Source organism: Pseudodonghicola sp., assembly GCF_048268305.1.
GTDB lineage: Bacteria > Pseudomonadota > Alphaproteobacteria > Rhodobacterales > Rhodobacteraceae > Pseudodonghicola.
In genome coordinates, this window is record NZ_JBLWVT010000003.1 from 236780 (window position 1) to 253205 (window position 16426).

General features: G+C 67.6%; 20 protein-coding genes. 6 read left to right on the plus strand and 14 right to left on the minus strand.

Features of this window, described 5'->3' with window-relative positions:
• The first annotated feature begins 17 nt into the window (after positions 1 to 17).
• The 4 genes from dctP (at position 18) to ACN0V4_RS06930 (ending at position 3854) form a co-directional block, all read left to right on the plus strand.
• Positions 18 to 1103, plus strand: a complete 1086-nt coding sequence (gene dctP / locus ACN0V4_RS06915; protein ID WP_417674370.1) for a TRAP transporter substrate-binding protein DctP — start codon at positions 18 to 20, stop codon at positions 1101 to 1103.
• Positions 1104 to 1107: 4 nt separating this feature from the next.
• Positions 1108 to 1635 carry a TRAP transporter small permease gene (locus ACN0V4_RS06920; RefSeq protein ID WP_417674372.1) on the plus strand — a complete coding sequence of 176 codons (528 nt, stop codon included), beginning with the start codon at positions 1108 to 1110 and terminating at the stop codon, positions 1633 to 1635.
• 95 nt (positions 1636 to 1730) lie between these two features.
• Positions 1731 to 3047: a TRAP transporter large permease gene (locus ACN0V4_RS06925; protein WP_417674374.1), complete on the plus strand. Its 1317-nt coding sequence runs from the start codon at positions 1731 to 1733 to the stop codon at positions 3045 to 3047.
• A gap of 24 nt (positions 3048 to 3071) precedes the next feature.
• Positions 3072 to 3854, plus strand: coding sequence for an SDR family NAD(P)-dependent oxidoreductase (locus ACN0V4_RS06930; protein WP_417674376.1), 783 nt, complete (start codon positions 3072 to 3074; stop codon positions 3852 to 3854).
• 100 nt (positions 3855 to 3954) lie between these two features.
• Here ACN0V4_RS06930 and ACN0V4_RS06935 read toward each other — a convergent pair whose 3' ends face one another.
• Positions 3955 to 5487 (minus strand): flavin-containing monooxygenase, encoded by a 1533-nt coding sequence (locus ACN0V4_RS06935; RefSeq protein WP_417674378.1) that lies wholly within the window; start codon positions 5485 to 5487, stop codon positions 3955 to 3957.
• A 134-nt stretch (positions 5488 to 5621) separates the two neighbouring features.
• On the opposite strand from ACN0V4_RS06935, the gene ACN0V4_RS06940 reads away from it, so the two are divergent.
• On the plus strand, positions 5622 to 6086 hold the full coding sequence (locus tag ACN0V4_RS06940) for a hypothetical protein (protein ID WP_417674380.1): 465 nt from the start codon (positions 5622 to 5624) through the stop codon (positions 6084 to 6086).
• On the plus strand, positions 6083 to 7426 hold the full coding sequence (locus ACN0V4_RS06945; RefSeq protein ID WP_417674382.1) for a pyridoxamine 5'-phosphate oxidase family protein: 1344 nt from the start codon (positions 6083 to 6085) through the stop codon (positions 7424 to 7426). Before ACN0V4_RS06940 ends, ACN0V4_RS06945 begins: the two co-directional genes overlap by 4 nt.
• Positions 7427 to 7476: 50 nt before the next feature.
• Here ACN0V4_RS06945 and ACN0V4_RS06950 read toward each other — a convergent pair whose 3' ends face one another.
• The 13 genes from ACN0V4_RS06950 to ACN0V4_RS07010 form a co-directional block, all read right to left on the minus strand.
• The gene (locus ACN0V4_RS06950; RefSeq protein WP_417674384.1) at positions 7477 to 7971 is read right to left on the minus strand and encodes a c-type cytochrome; all 495 of its coding nucleotides are present in this window, start codon (positions 7969 to 7971) and stop codon (positions 7477 to 7479) included.
• A gap of 279 nt (positions 7972 to 8250) precedes the next feature.
• The gene (locus ACN0V4_RS06955) at positions 8251 to 8766 is read right to left on the minus strand and encodes an FAD-dependent monooxygenase (protein ID WP_417674386.1); all 516 of its coding nucleotides are present in this window, start codon (positions 8764 to 8766) and stop codon (positions 8251 to 8253) included.
• A 29-nt stretch (positions 8767 to 8795) separates the two neighbouring features.
• Positions 8796 to 9263, minus strand: coding sequence for a creatininase family protein (locus tag ACN0V4_RS06960; protein WP_417674388.1), 468 nt, complete (start codon positions 9261 to 9263; stop codon positions 8796 to 8798).
• On the minus strand, positions 9193 to 9600 hold the full coding sequence (locus tag ACN0V4_RS06965) for a creatininase family protein (protein ID WP_417674390.1): 408 nt from the start codon (positions 9598 to 9600) through the stop codon (positions 9193 to 9195). Before ACN0V4_RS06965 ends, ACN0V4_RS06960 begins: the two co-directional genes overlap by 71 nt.
• Positions 9585 to 9791, minus strand: a complete 207-nt coding sequence (locus ACN0V4_RS06970) for a hypothetical protein (protein WP_417674392.1) — start codon at positions 9789 to 9791, stop codon at positions 9585 to 9587. The genes ACN0V4_RS06965 and ACN0V4_RS06970 overlap by 16 nt, the downstream gene beginning before the upstream one ends.
• Positions 9706 to 9903 carry an ATP-binding cassette domain-containing protein gene (locus ACN0V4_RS06975; protein ID WP_417674394.1) on the minus strand — a complete coding sequence of 66 codons (198 nt, stop codon included), beginning with the start codon at positions 9901 to 9903 and terminating at the stop codon, positions 9706 to 9708. The genes ACN0V4_RS06970 and ACN0V4_RS06975 overlap by 86 nt, the downstream gene beginning before the upstream one ends.
• Positions 9904 to 9949: 46 nt before the next feature.
• The gene (locus ACN0V4_RS06980) at positions 9950 to 10165 is read right to left on the minus strand and encodes an ATP-binding cassette domain-containing protein (RefSeq protein WP_417674396.1); all 216 of its coding nucleotides are present in this window, start codon (positions 10163 to 10165) and stop codon (positions 9950 to 9952) included.
• 248 nt (positions 10166 to 10413) lie between these two features.
• The gene (locus ACN0V4_RS06985) at positions 10414 to 11706 is read right to left on the minus strand and encodes an amidase (protein ID WP_417674398.1); all 1293 of its coding nucleotides are present in this window, start codon (positions 11704 to 11706) and stop codon (positions 10414 to 10416) included.
• Positions 11707 to 11710: 4 nt separating this feature from the next.
• Positions 11711 to 12811 carry a M20 family metallopeptidase gene (locus tag ACN0V4_RS06990; RefSeq protein WP_417674400.1) on the minus strand — a complete coding sequence of 367 codons (1101 nt, stop codon included), beginning with the start codon at positions 12809 to 12811 and terminating at the stop codon, positions 11711 to 11713.
• A gap of 4 nt (positions 12812 to 12815) precedes the next feature.
• The gene (locus ACN0V4_RS06995) at positions 12816 to 13523 is read right to left on the minus strand and encodes an ABC transporter ATP-binding protein (protein WP_417674402.1); all 708 of its coding nucleotides are present in this window, start codon (positions 13521 to 13523) and stop codon (positions 12816 to 12818) included.
• A complete protein-coding gene (locus tag ACN0V4_RS07000) occupies positions 13523 to 14299 on the minus strand; it encodes an ABC transporter ATP-binding protein (RefSeq protein ID WP_417674404.1) in 777 nt (258 codons plus the stop codon). Before ACN0V4_RS07000 ends, ACN0V4_RS06995 begins: the two co-directional genes overlap by 1 nt.
• On the minus strand, positions 14296 to 15474 hold the full coding sequence (locus ACN0V4_RS07005; protein ID WP_417674406.1) for a branched-chain amino acid ABC transporter permease: 1179 nt from the start codon (positions 15472 to 15474) through the stop codon (positions 14296 to 14298). Before ACN0V4_RS07005 ends, ACN0V4_RS07000 begins: the two co-directional genes overlap by 4 nt.
• 4 nt (positions 15475 to 15478) lie before the next feature.
• Complete coding sequence (locus tag ACN0V4_RS07010; RefSeq protein ID WP_417674408.1) at positions 15479 to 16399, minus strand: branched-chain amino acid ABC transporter permease; 921 nt, start codon at positions 16397 to 16399, stop codon at positions 15479 to 15481.
• Positions 16400 to 16426: the final 27 nt, after the last annotated feature.

Sequence of the window (16426 nt, forward strand, 5' to 3'; positions counted from 1 at the left end):
CACGGAGGAGAAAACCTATGAAAAGACGTGACTTTCTGAAATCCACCGGGGCCATCGCCGGGGCCGGTCTGGTCTCGGGCCTGCCGAGTTTCGCCCAGGCCGCCACCGCGCTGAAGTTCGACAGCTATGTCAGCGAGACGGCCGGCCCCTCCTGGATCGACCGCTGGTTCCTTGATGAGCTGACCAAGCGCAGCAATGGCGAGATCGCGGTGAAATACTATTGGGCTGGCAGCCTGAACAAGGTGGGCGAACATCTGGGCGCGGTGCGCGACGGCACCAGCGAGATCACCCTGATCGCGCCGGGCTATTATCAGGCGGAACTGCCGGTGACGCGCGGGTTGGAATGGTATTTCCGCATGGAGCGCGCCGACGAGCTGCAGCTTGTCTGCCGCGACGTCTATGCGAATTTCGCGCCGCTGCGTCAGGAGTGGGAAGACCGCCACCGCACCAAGGTGCTCTATTGGACCAACTGGAACTATGCGCCGCTGGTGATGCGCGAACCGATCACCTCGCTCGCCGACATCAAGGGCAAGAAGATCCGCGGCTATGGCGTCGCCACCGACGTGATCGAAAGCCTGGGCGGCATCGCCGTGCCGATGGCCGCGGGCGAGGTCTATCAGGCGCTCGAACGCGGCGTGCTCGATGGGGTCTATGGTTTCGATTTCGTCACCGCCGTGGCCTATAAGCTGCATGAGATCGCGCCGAATTTCTACGACATCGGCGACGGGCCGCATGCGCCGGCCGTCACCGTGATGAACCGCCGCGTCTGGGAAAGGCTGCCGGCCGAGCAACAGCAGATCTGCACCGATCTGGCGGACGAGCTCTATGGTGGCAAGTTCACCGAGATCTACAGCCAGGTGCTGACCGATTACGTGAAAAAGGCGCTGGCCGAAGGCGCGATCCTGTCCTCGCTGACCGCCGAGCAGAAGGCCGAGGCCAAGGCCATCGTGCAGCCGGCGCAGGTCAACAAGTGGATCGAGACGGTGGCAAAACCCAACGGTATCGACGGCGTCGCCATGCAGCAGGTTGTCGAGGAGGCGATCGCGCGCCATGCGGGCACCGGGACGTTGAAGCGCCCGGTCGAAATCGCGGCGGGTCTCTGATCCGATGCTGGCGCGACTGAACCGCCTGCTCGACGGGATCGCCCGGATCACATCATGGCTGGCGCTGGGGTTCCTCGCCTTCATGATGGTGGCCATCACGGTGGATGTGGTGGCCCGCGCCCTCTTTGGACGGGCGGTGCCCGGCCTGTTCGAGATGACCGAGATGTCCATGGTGATGGTCGTCTTCATGGGGCTTGGCGCGACGCTGATCGACGACGGACATATCCGGGTGACGATGATGACCGATGCGCTGCCGGGGCCGTTTTCGCGTGGCTGTACCGCGCTGGCCTGGGGCTTTGCGGCGCTCACCTTCCTGCTGCTGGCCTGGCCGGCGACGCAGGAGGCGGTCTATTCCTTCTCGATCCGGGAATTCCGCTGGGGCTATTTCCAGGTGCCGATCTGGTGGGCCAAGATCGCGGTCGCCGCGGGGCTGTGGTTCGCCGCGCTTCAGGCCGCCGTCCATGCCCTGCGCATCGCGCTGAAACAGGTGGCCCTGCCACATCCCGACGAGAGCCGCAGCCTCTCTCTCTGATCCCGACCGGGGCAGGCGGGGCCTGCCCCACTCCGGTGCCGCACCCCCGCCCGCGCGGGGGCCTGCGGTCCCGGTGCAACAACAGGACATCGAAAATGGATGTGACCCTCATCACCCTGCTCGCCGTCGGGCTGATCTTCCTTCTGATGGCGCTCGGCACGCCGGTTTTCGCGGCCCTCGCGCTGTCCGGTGCCTTCGGCATCGTCATGGTCGAAAACCTGGGCTTCCTGATCGCCCGGCTGAAATCCTTTTCCTTCGCCCATACCGCCAATTACGCGCTGACGGTGATCCCGCTGTTCATCCTGATGGGGGCCTTCGCCCATCACGCGCAGGTCGGCAAGCGGCTGTTCCATGTGGCGAACAAATGGGTGGGGCACCTGCCGGGCGGGCTGGCGATGGCCAGCATCCTGACCTCGGCCGGCTTTGCGGCGACCTCGGGGTCTTCGGTGGCCACCGCCGCCACCGTCGGCGCCGTGGCCATTCCCGAGATGAAGGCAAAGGGCTATGACGCCCGCCTGGCCGCCGGTGCCGTGGCTGCCGGCGGCGTGCTGGGGGTGCTGATCCCGCCCTCGGTCCTGCTGATCTTCTACGCCGCGCTGACCGAGGTGTCGGCGGGCAAGATGCTGATCGCCGGCTTCGTGCCCGGCATCCTGACCACGATCGCCTTCATGATCGGCGTCGCCGTGATCGGGCATCGGGTGCAGGACCGCGCCACCCGGGCGCCGCGCGCCTCCTGGGCCGAACGGGCGCGGGCGACCACCCAGGCCTGGCAGGTGCTGGTATTGTTCGTGATCGTTCTGGGCGGGATCTACCTGGGTCTCGTCACTCCGACCGAGGCCGGCGCCATCGGCGCGCTGGCCGCCCTGGTGATGCTGCTTTTCGCCAAATCCGCCCGTGGCCGGCTGGGGGCGCTGCTGTCGGAGAGCTTCCGCTCGACCACCACCACCACGGTGATGATCCTCTTCACCATGATCGGGGCGGGGATCTTCAGCTTTTTCCTCACCCTGGTGCAGGTGCCGCAGATGATCGCCGGCGCGATCACCGAAAGCGGTATCCCGCCGCATCTGATCGTTGCGGTGCTGCTGTTGCTCTATATCCCGCTCGGCATGTTTCTCGATGCCTTCTCGATGATGGTCATCACCCTGCCGATCGTCTTCCCGACGGTCTCGGGCCTGGGGTTCGATCCGATCTGGTTCGGCATCCTCTGCGTGAAGATGTGCGAGATCGGGCTGATCACGCCGCCGGTGGGGCTGAATTGCTTTGTCATCGCCGGCATCGACCGCGACACGCCGCTGCCGGATGTGTTTCGCGGCGCGCTGTGGTTCGTGGCGATGGAACTGATCACCGTCGTGGTGCTGTTCTGCTTCCCGCAGATCATCACCTGGCTGCCCGACACGATGATGGCCCGCTGATCGGGCGCGACTGGGAGGACCAAGATGACAGATCGTACAGACTATGGCACCGCCTTCATCACCGGGGCCGGTTCGGGGATCGGGCGCGCCAGTGCCCTGCGGCTGGCAGCCGAGGGCGCCGCGGTGGCGGTGAGCGATCTGCGGCGCGAGGCGGCCGAAACCGTGGCGGCCGAGATCCGCGCGGGCGGCGGCCGGGCGGTGGCCGTTGCACTCGATGTCGCTCAGGCCGAGGCCATTGCCGGCGCGGTGGCCGAGGCCGAGGCGCAGCTTGGCCCGATCGACATTCTGGTGAACAGCGCCGGGTTGATCCTGGTCGAGCCGCTGCTCGACTTCTCCGCCGCCACCTGGGCCAAGGTCATGGCAGTGAATGTCACCGGCACCTTTTTGGTAAGCCAGCAGATCGCCCGCGGCATGGCGGCGCGGGGCTATGGCCGGATCATCAACATCTCGTCGGTTTCGGGGCTGCGCGCCGGGGTCGGCCGCGCCGCCTATGGCACGTCGAAGGCCGCGATCCTCGGGCTCACGCGGCAGTTCGCGCTGGAACTCGGCGCCCGGGGGATCACCACCAACGCCATCGCGCCGGGGGTGATCGAAACGCCGATGACGCTCAACGCCTATAGCGAGGAAACCTGGGACCGGGTGCTTGCGATGATCCCGGCCCGCCGTCGCGGTGCGCCGGAGGATATCGCCGAAGCGGTCGCCTATCTCGCCAGTCCCGCCGCCTCCTATGTCAATGGGGAGGTGCTGACGGTCGACGGCGGCTATATGGCCTCGGGGATGACCCAGACCGGCCAGTTGCAGGCTTAGCCGGCGGCGACGATATCGCCACCGGCGGCCTGTCGCGTGCTGCTGGCGCTCGGCTCAGAGGTTTCCGATGCCGGGCGGGCAGGGGCGGGGCATCGTCTCGTTACAGTGAAACCGCTTCGGGCTGCGCGGTTATGACAGCCCGAAGCAGCGCCTCTTCCGCGGTATAGTCGGGCTCGGTGATCGCACCGAAAGCGGCGGCCGCCTTCCGCGTCCGGTCCTCGGCGTCGGGCAGCGCGCCCGCCCCGTCGAGCCGGAAGGAGACCGGCGACAACGGCCCGAACAGAAGCGCCCGCTCAAGCCCTGGCCGTTGTTCCAACCGCGGCTCCACCCCGGCGCGGCGCGCGAAACCGAGCGCCACCATGTTCATCGGCCGGGCCGGCGGTCCCTGCCGGGCGAGCCGCGCCTCGGCCAGTCCTGCCGCCATCTCTGCCGCGGAGGGCATCGCGCCGGGTGTTGCCCAGCAACCGGCGACATAGCGCGCCTGAAGCTCCAGCACCGGCAGATAGGGGCCGACGAGATCATAGAGACCGACGAAGGCCAGCCCGTCGAGGTCGGGATGGAAGCTGTCGGCGAAAAGGGTCATGCCCTGGGCGTCGAGGTCGATCGCATCGGCGATCTCGGGCGCGAGCCAGGGCAGCGACAGCTTGAACCCGGTGCCGGACAGGATGCCGTCGAAGCGGCCCTTGCTGCCGTCGCAGAAGCGGACTTCGCTGCCGATGATCGACTCGATCCACGGCTTCACCGTGATGCGCCCTTCGGCGACGGCGGGCAGGAAGCCCTGGCATTGGGTCACTCCGGCGGCAAAGACATCCGGGTCGGGGGCGAAGGCGCCATATTGGTCGGGCGCCCCCGCGGCCTTGAGGACCTGGGCCTTCAAGCCGGCGGCGGCGGCGACGGGGGTCAGACGCTCGCCCGCAAGCGCGCCGGCCCGGTTGAACAGCACATGTTCGGTCGGCACCCCGGCGATCAGCTTGGGGAGCACATAGCGCTGGCGGCGGTAGGCGATGGTCGCCTGGGTGCCCGACTGCGCAAGATGGGTCGCGATTTCGAGCGCGCTGACCGAGCAGCCGGCAATCAGGACCGAGGTGTCGCGATAGCGCTCTGCGCCGGGATACTGGCTGGTGTGAGCGATGCCGAACTTGCCCGAAAACGTCTCCATCCCCCTGATCTGGGGAATGCAGCCTTCCAGGTGCCGGCCCGAGGCCACGACAACGCGATCGAATGCTTCCCTCTGGCTCTCGCCGCCGCGGGAGGAGTGAATCGTCCAGCCGCCCAGCGGTGACCGGCCAAGCTGTTCGACCCGGGTGCCGAACCGGATGTCGGGCCGCAGGCCGAACATCTCGCTATAGCGGCCCAGATAGGCATGCATGGCCTCCCGGCTCGGATAGGTGGGCGTGCCGGCCGGGTGATCGAGATCCGAGAAGGCCGTCATCACCCGGCTGGTGTTGGTCACCATGCCTGGCCAGGTGGCGCTGAAAAGCCCGTTCGGGTTCCATTGGCCGCCAAGATCGCTGGACGCCTCGAAGAGGGTCGGGGTGAAGCCCAGCGCCTTGAGCCAGCGCGCGGTGACAAGGCCGGCAGGCCCCGCGCCGATGATCGCGACCGAGGGGCGGATGGGGGATATTTTGGTCATGAAAGCCTCCGATATATGACTGACGCCTTCCTGAGCCCTCGGCGGCGGAAGAGCTTGCTAAATGGCTGCTAACGGGGCGCGACTTTGTCTAAATTCCTGCTAAGGAAGGGGGGTGAATCAGAGGGAAATCTCACGTGGACGCTGCGCTTGTCCGGTTCCTGCAACGGCCCGTCATGATCATCGTCGGCACGCTTGACGCCGCATCGCGCCCCGAGATCGGCCGCGCGGTGGGGGCAAGCGTCGATCCGGAGGCCAGAGGCCTGGAGCTTGTGGTTTCGCGCTGGCAATGGCCGGCGACGATCGAGAATATCCGCACCTCTGGCCGGGCGGCAGCGACCTTTTCCCGCCCTTCCGATTACGAGACCTACCAGATCAAGGGCCGGGCGGAGCTGCGGCAGGCGACGGACACCGATCGGGAGGTCGCGCGCGCCTATTGCCGCGACACGCTGGCCGCGCTGATGGAACTGGGGGTGGCCCCCGGCCTGGTCGAACATTGGCAGGCCGAACGCGATCTTGTCGTCGTGGCCTTGTCGCCGGAGTCGGTCTTCGTGCAGACGCCGGGGTCACGGGCCGGGCAGCGGCTGGGGGGGCTGTCATGATCCGCCTGTCCGATCTGGATGCCTGTTTCGAGGGGGTGATCCCCTCGATCATCGCCACCAGCGGTGCGGATGGGGCGCCCAATATCTCCTATCTGTCGCATGTGGTCCGGGTCGACGACGATCACATCGCGCTGTCCAACCAGTTCTTCGGCAAGACCGCCGAGAATCTGCGTCGCAACCCTTGCGCCACGCTGCTGCTGGTGGACGGGCGGAGCGGGGCGCAGATCCGGGTCGAGGCGATTTTCGTGCGCTCCGAGGCGGCGGGGCCGCTGTTCGATCTGGTCGCGGCGCAACTGGCGGCAAGCTCGGCGCAGGTGGGTATGGAGAGCATGATGCGGCTGAAGGCGGTGGACGTGTTCCGCGTGCTGTCGCTTGGCGCTTCGCCGACCCTTGCCACAGCCGGCCCGGAAGTGGCGGGCAATGTGGAGCTGCCCCGGCTCGCCCAGGCTGTCGAAACCCTTGGTGCGGCGCCCGATGTCGGGCCGGCCTGCGAGGCGGCGCTTGATGCGGCCACCGGGCTGATCGGGGCGGATGCCGCCATGGTGCTGATGCGGGATCATCCGCGCGAGGCGCTGGTCGCGGTGCTGAGCCGTGGTTACGATCAGGGCGGCGCCGGCGCCGATGTGCCCTTTGGCGAGGGTGTCATCGGGCTGGCGGCCTCGATGAACCATGTGATCCGGGTTGGCGATCTTGGCAGGGTCCGGCGGCTGAATGCGGCGATCGAGGCCAGTTCCGGGCAGGAGGACCGCAGCCGCCGCATCCAGTTGCCCGGCCTCGCGGGGGCATTGAGCCAGATGGCGGTGCCGCTGCGCGCCGGTGACAGCCTTGTCGGCGTGCTGTTCGTCGAGGCGCGCCGCCGCCTTGCCTTCGGACCGCAGGAGGAAGCCGCCGCGGTCATCCTGGCCCGAATGCTGGCCACCTCGATGGGGATTGCCGAGGGCCGCCCGGCCGCGCCGGCGGCGGAGGCGGGGCAGACGAAGGTGCGACCGAACGGCGGCCGCCCCATTCGCGTCAGATGCTATGGCTATGACGACAGCGTCTTCATCGACGACGCCTATATCATCAAGGGCGTGGCCGGCCGCATCCTCGCCTTTCTGATCGGACGCTACCTGGCCGAAAACCGGGACGAATTCACCAATCGCGAAATCCGGCTGGCGCCTGTCCTGCGCCTGCCGGGCTATCGCGACAATCTTGAAACGCGGTTGATCCTGTTGCGCCGGCGGCTTGAGGAAAAGGCTGCCCCGATCCGCCTGACCCCGGCCGGGCGCGGGCGCGTCCGGCTGGTCATCGACGGGCGGCCCGAGCTGATCGAGGATCAGCCGGGCTTGGGCCAGTCATGAGGGAAAGCCGCTGAGGGCGGCGCCCGCAGGCCCGCCGCAGCGCCAGGGCCTCAGTTGGCGGGCAGGGTGACGCGATAGAAGGGGGCAGGGGCCGGCGCACCCGGGGCAACCGGCGTGGGGACCACGTTCTCGACCGGCGGCATCGACCGCAGCCAGGCGACCAGCGCGGCGAGATCGGGTTCCTCCAGCGCGGCATAGCCGGGCCAGGGCATGACCGGGGCCAGCACGCGCCCGTCCGGACGCAGCCCGGTGGTGATCGCGGTCCGGATCTCCGCATCGCTCCAGTCGCCGAGACCGGTGGTATGCGGCGTCAGGTTACTGGGCCAGAAGGTGCCGAGCCCGGGGAGCTCGAAGCCGACGGTGCCGCCCGACAGCCCGGCCTCGAACTCCGGAAGTCCGTCGGCGTCGCGCGGCATATGGCAGCCGGCGCAATCCATGATCCGGCCGAGATAGCTGCCCCGTGCGACAAGATCGGCATCCGGGGTTTCCGCGCGGGCGGTGGTGGCCAGGAAAAGGGCTGCAATGACAAGGCTGCGGATGGTCATGTTCTCTCCATGTGTTGGCCGCATCTGGGCCGTCTCGGTGGCGGCGGCACTGCGGATGACATTGGAAAGCCCGTCCCGGGACGCCTGATGGCGTGTGGTCTAGGGGCGGTTGCATCGGCGCGCATGCTAAGAGATCGCGAAGGCCATGCCTGCCTTTGCTAAAAGAATGCTAAGCGTCGTCGGCTGCGGGCGATGACGGCGGAGCGATGGTTCACCCCTCCGCCCCCGATCTCGCGCCTCAGTCTGAGACGTCCGACAGCGCGACATATTGCTGGGCGATCACCCCCGCGGGCACCGAGGCGCGGGCGATGCCGTGGAAGCCGTCGCAGCCGGCGACCAGCGCGCAGTCCAGCACCTTGTCTCACCCTCGTGGCGATAGTGAATCCGGGGCGCGTCGCTGTCGAGGTTTTCCAGCCGCACCACCTCGGCGTCGAAGATCAGCGGATCGCCCGCCTTCAGGCGCGCGTCGATCAGATCCTTGACCACCTCCTGCTGGCCATAGATCTTCACCGCCCGGCCGGTCAGCCCCGGCAGGTCCAGGTGGATGTTGCGGTGCTTGAACCGCATGTCGAGCCCGTTGTCGACCAGCCCCTCGCGCTCCATCCGCTCGCCGAGGCCGAGGTTGTGCAGGGTGTCGATGGTGCCCGCCTCGAGCACGCCGGCGCGCACGCGGCCCAGAACATAGTCGTGGCTGCGCGCCTCGAGGATGACACTTTCGACCCCCTGCTGTTTCAGAAGATGCGCAAGGAAGAGCCCGTCCGGGCCCGCGCCGATAATACCGACTTGGGTTGTCATGGTGTCGTCTTTCAGTATCTGCGCCGAGCCTATCGGCTGGTGAATGTCGCGCGTCGGACCGGGGCCCGATGGAAATCCGTGGCGGGGTCGCCGAAATAGCCCAGCGGCGTGACGCGCCTGGCGTCCTCGTGACCGTTGCGCCAGATCGCCAGAGCCTCGGGCCCGAGACGGGTCGAAACCAGGGAGGGCAGCACGCTGTCCTTCATCGTCTTGGGGTTCATCGCCAGCATGATCGAGGTTTCCCATTCGCCGGCGTGGATATCGAGAAACTCGGGCGGTGTTTCCGGCGGCACGGGGTGGAAGGGCAGCACGTTGGGATGATCGGGCGGAACCCCAAGGCGGTCGATCATCGCCGCCTCGGACAGGAAGGCCGCCTGCAACGCGCTTGCCGCCGTGCCCTGCTGCACCGTCTCGAAGATCGCGGCATTATGCGCCCGGTCGTTGTGCCCCGACGTGCAGTAGAGCACCCTGAGCCCGTCGTCGGCGAGGCCTTGCATCACGTTCGACCATCAGGGCGATCATCACCTCGGGGCGCACCTTGATCGAGGCCGGAAAACTGGCCGAGACATGGTTCCCCCCCCAGTAGAACGGCGGGATGATCAGCGCCTCGATCCCGTGATCTGCCAGCATCCGGCGCACCAGGTGCAGCCGGGCCGAGGGGATGTAGATATCGGTGCCGGTGGGCAGGTGCGGCCCGTGCTGTTCGGCCACACCGCAGCCCCAGAGCGCGATGGCACCGCGCCCCAGCGCCTCGGCCACCTCTGCATAGGTCATCTCGGCAATCGTATCCTTCAGGATCGACGCCCCCCGATCGGCGTTCAGACCGCGATCCATTTCTGCATCTCTTCCAGATTGTCCATAAGGTCTGTGGCCGCGCCCGCCATCACGATCCGCCCGCGGTCAAGCACGATGGCCTGATCCGAAAGCCGCAACGCGTCCTCAGCCTGCTGTTCGACGATGATGGTGGCAAAGCCTTCCTCGCGACGCAGCCGGTCGATGGTTTCTTCCAGCTCGTCCAGGATCACCGAGGGCGAGCCCTTCGAAGGGCTCGTCCAGCAGCAGGAGTTTCGGATTGGTCATCAGCGTGCGCCCGATCGCCAGCATCTGCTGTTCGCCGCCCGAAAGCCTGTCGCCCATGTTGCGCCGCGGCTCCTTGAGCCGCGGGAAGATGTCATAGACCCGCTCAAGCCCATAGGGGCCGGGCTGGCCCGCGATCAGCACGGTGAGCCCGGTTGATCTGGACGGTCCGGGCCAGCCCCTTGTGCACGCGGGCGGCCTGGCTCTTGCGGGTGACATCCTCGCCCGCGATCAGCACCGCGCCCGAGGTCGCGGGGATCGAGCCGGTCAGGGCGTGCACGAAAGAGGTCTTGCCGGCCCCGTTCGGCCCGATGATCGGCATGGCGCCCCCCCCGGCTGCAGGCTGAGCGACACCCGATCCACCGCGGCGAAGGAGCCGAAGCGCGAAGTCGGGATCATTCAACGAATTGGCGCGGCCCCGACGACCGCGGCGCAACTGCTGATGGCCGAGATCGCCGCGGGCGCCTGACACCGCGCCGGCGGGGTGGTTTGAGCTGGTCGGTCACGTTGCCCCGCCCTGCGAGCGGCTGGTCGCGGTTCGCAGGGCGGGGCAGAGGGGTGCTCAGCCGGTCACGCCGGCTGAAACCGCTCCATCAGCCAATGCGCCACCGACAGGACCGCGCGGTCGTCGCCCTGGCGGCCGACGATCTGCACCCCCATCGGGGCGCCTGCGGCGTCGCGCAGGATCGGCACCGTGCAGCAGGGGAAACCCAGCAGGGACCAGAGCCGGTTGAAGATCGGATCACCGGTGCCGCTGTCGAAGGCCGGGGCGACGCCGGTGGTGGCGGGGGTCAGCCAGATGTCCCCGGGGCGGGTCTCATTCATCGCGCGGCCGCGCAGGTCAATCATCCGCTGCCGGTCGGCATGGCGCATCTCGGCCGTTTGCGCGGCGCCTTGCAGGATCTGATCCCGCAGCCCCTGCGACAGCAGATCGGGCGCGATCGCCATCTCGTGACTCAGCGCCTCTGACGCCTCGATCGCCATCACCCGGGCGTGCAGATCGGGGATCTCCGCCATTGCAGCGACTAGGGCGTCCGAGAAGGGCACGCCCGCCAGGGGCGCCTGCCGCGCGAGGTCGTCTTCGAAGGCGGCCCAGGCCGTCTGCATCGCGGGGGTGGCGTGATCCCAGACCGGGCTGAGGAACAGCGACAGGGTGGATAGCGCGGGGGTGACGGGCTGCAATTCGAGCCCGGTCAGCGCTTCGACCCCAAGGGCTGCATCGGGGACCGAACGGGCGAAGACGCCGACGGTATCGAAGCTGCGGGCGAAGACGGTGACGCCGCCGGTCTCGATCAGATCGAACGATGGCTTGAAGCCGACCACGCCGCAGAAGGCCGCCGGCCGGATGATCGAGCCCGACGTCTGTGTTCCCAGCGCCAGCGGCACCATCCCCGCGGCCACCGCCGCCGCCGACCCGGAGGAGGAGCCGCCTGGCGTCGCCCCGGGCACCACCGGGTTGCGGGTGCGCGAGGGCTTGTAGCCGGCGAATTCGGTGGTCTCGGTCTTGCCGAGGATCACCGCGCCGGCTTGCCGCGCCAGCGCCACCGCGCCGGCATCGAAACCGGCCACCCGGTCACGCCAGATCGGCGAGCCGCTGCGCCAGGGCAGATCGCTGACCGCGAAGATATCCTTCACCCCCAGCGCCACCCCGTGCAGCGGGCCGCGCATCGGCCCGGCATCGAGCGCCCGGGCGGTTGCCAGGGCGCCCGCGGCATCCAGATGCACCCAGGCGCCGATCTCGTCTTCCCGTTCGGCGCAGCGCTCCAGCCGCACCCGGGTCGCGGCCTCGGCGGTCAACCGCCCCTCGGCGATCGCCCGAACGGTGTCCAGCGCGTCGGGCAGCGCGCAATTGTGGTCTTTCATCGTTTCAGCCTCTCCAGCGCTCCAGTGCCCCGCGATAGATCGCGACAGCCTCTCGCAGGCGGGCGACAGCGACATATTCGTCGGTCTTATGGGCCATTCCGGGTTCGCCGGGGCCGAGGATCACCGTCGGCACATCCGCCAGCGCCGGGGTGAAGACCGAGGCGTCGGTGAAATAGCTCATCGCCATCGGCGCGGTCTCGGCCCCCGAGATGACGGCGCTTTCACGGGTGATCTCGTCCAGCCAGGGCGTGGCCGGATCGGTCCAGACCGCCGGCAGGTCGATCAGCGCCTCGATCTCGGCATCCGGCGGCAGGCAGGCGCGGATCGCGGCGATCAGCCCGGCATGGTCGATGCCGGGAACCGAGCGCAGATCCAGCGTCACCTCGCAGAGGTCGGGCACCGAATTGGTGTTCAGCCCGCCGTGGATGGTGCCGATGTTCAGCGTCGGCGGTCCCATCACCGGATGCGCCAGGCCGAGGTGGAGCGCCTCGATCTGCAGCAGTGCCCGCGCCGCCAGGCTGACCGCGTTCACCCCGCGTTCGGGCATCGAGCCATGGGCGGTCACGCCATGGAACCGCAGCCGCAGCCAGAGCGCGCCCTTGTGCCCGGGCACCGCCCGGTTGGCGGTGGGCTCGGCCACCACCAGCGCGCCGATCTGCGGCAGCCCGCCAAGCTCGGCCAGACGCCGGGCGCCGTCGCTGCCGGTTTCCTCTCCGGCGGTGATCAGCATCGCGATACCGCCCGGCGGCGTCTCTTTCAGCTCCAGCGCGGCGGCGATGAAGGCGGCGACACCGCCTTTCATGTCGGTGCTGCCGCGGCCATAGAGCCGCCCGTCCTCGATCACGCCGGCATGGGCTGGGTGGCGCCAGGGGGCGCCGCCCAGCGGCACGGTGTCGAGATGGCCGGTGAAGCCCAGGGCCCGGCCCTGGCCCAAGCCGCGCGTGGCGACAAGGTTGCAGCGCCCCGGCCCCTGTGGGACCAGTCGGCAGTCGAAGCCGCCGGCGGTCAGCAGATCGGCGCAGAACTCCATCACCGCTTGTTCGTTTCCGGGCGGGTTGATCGTGTCGAAGGCGATCAGCCGTTGCGTCAGGTCGATGACATTCATGGCTTCACCCAAAATAAGCTTCGTGAACGGCGGAATCCTGTGCCAGATCGGCCGCCGCGCCCTGCGCCACCAGCTTGCCCCCAGACAGCACATAGCCGTAGTCCGAGATCGCCAGCGTCTGGCGCACGTTCTGTTCGACCAGGAAGACAGTGATGCCCTGATCGCGGATATCCTTGATGATGCGGAAGTTCTCTTTGACATAGAGCGGCGACAGCCCGAGCGAGGGTTCGTCGATCAGCAGGATCTTCGGCCCGCCCATCAGCCCGCGCCCGATCGAGACCATCGCCTGTTCACCGCCCGACATGGTGCCGGCGAGCTGATCGCGCCGCTCGGCCAGCCGGGGGAAGGTGGCAAAGACATGCTCCAGCCGCTGCCGGATCAACGCCTCGTCAGTGACCTGGAAGGCGCCCAGGCGCAGGTTCTCGGTCACCGTCATCTTGCCGAACATCCGCCGCCCCTCGGGGATCGCCGCGATGCCGCGGGCGATGACCTTATGGGTGGCGAGGCCCGTGATATCCTCGCCCTCCAGCAGGATCTGCCCGGTGTGCGGCGGCGTCAGCCCAAGGATCGCCCGGATCAGGGTCGATTTGCCGGCACCGTTCGAGCCGAGCAGGCAGGTGATCTTGCCCGGCGCCACGTTCAGCGACACGTCATGCAGCACGTCGGCCTTGTCATAGGCGGCGCGCAGCCCGCGAATTTCGATTCCAGCCATCAATCCGCTCCCAGATAGGCGTTCTGCACTTCGGGGTCCGCCGCCACCGCGGCATAGGGGCCCTCGGCGATCTTGCGGCCATAGCTCAGCACGCAGCAGCGGTCGGTGATCCGCTCGATCACCCCCATCTCGTGTTCGACGATGATGATCGACAGCCCTTCGCCGCGCGCCCGCACCGCGAGGATGTCGTCCATCAGCTGATGCGTCTCGTCATGGGTCATGCCGGCGGAAGGCTCATCAAGCAGGATCAGCCGCGGCCCCGAGATCAGCGCGCGGCAGATCTCGATCCGGCGCCGTTCGATCATCGGCAGGGCGCCCACCGGCTGATCCATCCGGTCGGCCAGATCACCCGAGAAGGTGCCGACCAATTCGCGCGCCAGCCGATAGGAGGCATCGAGCCGGTCGTTCAGCGCCCGGCGGTTGATCAGGTTCGACCACAGCCCCAGGTCGAGCCGCGCGGTATCGCCGATCATGATGTTGTCATAGATCGACAGCGGCAGGCACAGGCGCGACCGTTGGAAGGTGCGCACGATCCCCGCCTCGTAGACGGTGCGCGCGGGGGCGTTGGTGATCTCGCGCCCCTCGAAGAACACCTGGCCCGAGGTCGCCTTGTAGATGCCGGTCAGCACGTTGAAGCTGGTGGTCTTGCCCGATCCGTTCGGCCCGATCAGCCCGAGGATTTCGCCCGACGACAGCGTCATCGAGAAATCGTCGAGCGCGGTGACGCCGCCGAAGCGTTTCACCAGATTGCGGAATTCCAGTAGCGGCTGGCTCATTTGACGGCCCTCCGGGTCGCGAAGAAGTTGCGCAGCTGACGCGGCAGCAGCCCGTCGGGACGGAACAGCAGCACCAGCATCACCAGGATCGAGAACAGCAGGAACCGGTATTCCTGCAGCAGTTGCAGCTTTTCGGGCAACAGCACCACGATGGTTGCCGCCACCGCCGCGCCCCAGGGGCTGCCCATCCCGCCCAGAAGGACGATCGAGACCAACAGCAGGCTGTCGGAAAAGGTGAAGGAGGCCGGCGCGATGAAGGAGATCATCATGCCGTAAAGCGCGCCGCTCACCCCCAGGATCAGGTTGCCCATCAGGAAGGCGGTGATCTTGGTGCGCTTGACCGAGATGCCGAAGCAGGCCGCCGCGGTCTCGTCCAGCCGCACCGCATCCATGTGCAGCCCGATCCAGCTGCGTTCCAGCCGGCGCATCAGCACGAAGACCAGCGCGGCGAGGACGGCGGCGAACAGCGCGTAATTGGCGTAGAACGACATCTCGAACCCGCCGAGGGTGGGCGAATTGTTGAAGTCCCAGCCAAACAGCCGCATCGGCGCCACCATCAGCCCCTGCGGGCCGCCGAGGATCTCGTTCACCTCAAGAAAGGTGCGGAACAGCACGCCGAAGGCGATGGTCACCACGGCGGCATAGTGTCCGGTCGTGCGTACGATCGGCACCAGCAGCGGAATGCCGAGCAGCAGCGCCACCAACCCGCCGGCGATCAGCGTCAAAAGCGGCGGGAAGGCCTCGACCGTGCCCAGAACCGCCGCGGTATAGGCGCCGGCCCCGAAGAAGGCGGCGCCGGCGAAGTTCACCATGCCGGCGAAACCGAACTGGATGTTCAGCCCCATCGCCGCGACGAAATAGAGCAGCACCGTCGTCACCATCAGCAGCGCGAAATGCGCCTGCGACAGGGCCAGGATCAGCACGATCAGCGTGGCGAAGGCCAGCCGGTTCAGCCGCGGCTCGGACTGCGCCCAGTCCTGCTGCACGCGCCGGCTCAGCCCGGTCTTGAGGCCGACGACCACGGCCACCAGCGCCAGCAGCAGCAGGCCCAGCACCTGCCAGGTCTCCTCCGCCACGATCAGCGCCCAGACATAGAGGCCCGAGGCCAGGATCACGCTCGCTCCGGCCAGCCAGGGGCGCGGGCGGTCGAGGGGATTGAGGGAAATATCGGTCATGGTATCACACCCGGTCACTGGAGCGTTCGGGGATCAACCCGGTGGGTTTCCACGCCATCAGCGCGATGACGACGGCAAAGGCGAAGACGTCCTTATAGGCCGAGGCGAAGGGCAGGAGCGCCGCGCCGACCGTTTGCAGCCCGGCGAAGAGAAAACCGCCAAGGATCGCGCCATAGAGGTTGCCGAGCCCGCCGACGATCGCCGCCGAAAAGCCGATCAGCCCCAGGATCAGCCCCATGCCGAAATTGATCTCGTTATAGTAAAGCCCGTTCATGATGCCGGCGAAGGCCGCCACGCCGGAGCCGAGCGCGAAGGTGGCCAGAACCACCAGTGTATAGTTGATCCCCATGATGCGGGCGGTTTCCTCGTCCTGCGCCACGGCGCGGATGGCCAGCCCCAGCCGGGTCCGGTTGATCACCAGATTGAGCAGCCCGATCAGCCCCAGCCCGGCAAGCACCAGGATCACGCTGTCGGCGCGCAGAGAGAAATTGCCGATCTCGATTGCGCTGTTCGGCAGCAGCGCCGGGAATGCCTTGGGGTTGGAACCGTTCGGATAGAACAGCCGCACCACCTCGCGGATCGCGGTGCCCAGCATCAGCGTGATCAGCAAGGTGTTGAGCTGCGGCGCCTTCTTCAGCGGCAGCACCAGCCATTTCGCGATCGCCGCGCCGATCAGGGCGGTGGCGCCAAGGCTGCACAGCAGGATGCCCAGAAGCTGTATCCAGGGGTTGGTGACGCCGATGGCCTCAAGCCCCAGCCAGGCGGTGAAGCCGATGAAGGTGCCCAGCATCAGCACGTCGCCATGGCTGAACTTGACGACATCGAGCACGCCGAAGAACAGCGTGAAACCGACGGCGACGAGCGCGTACATCGTGCCGAGCAGGATGCCGTTCGCCAGGTATTGGGCGATCAATCCGAAATCCATCATTCCCTCTTTTCTCGAACAGGTGGC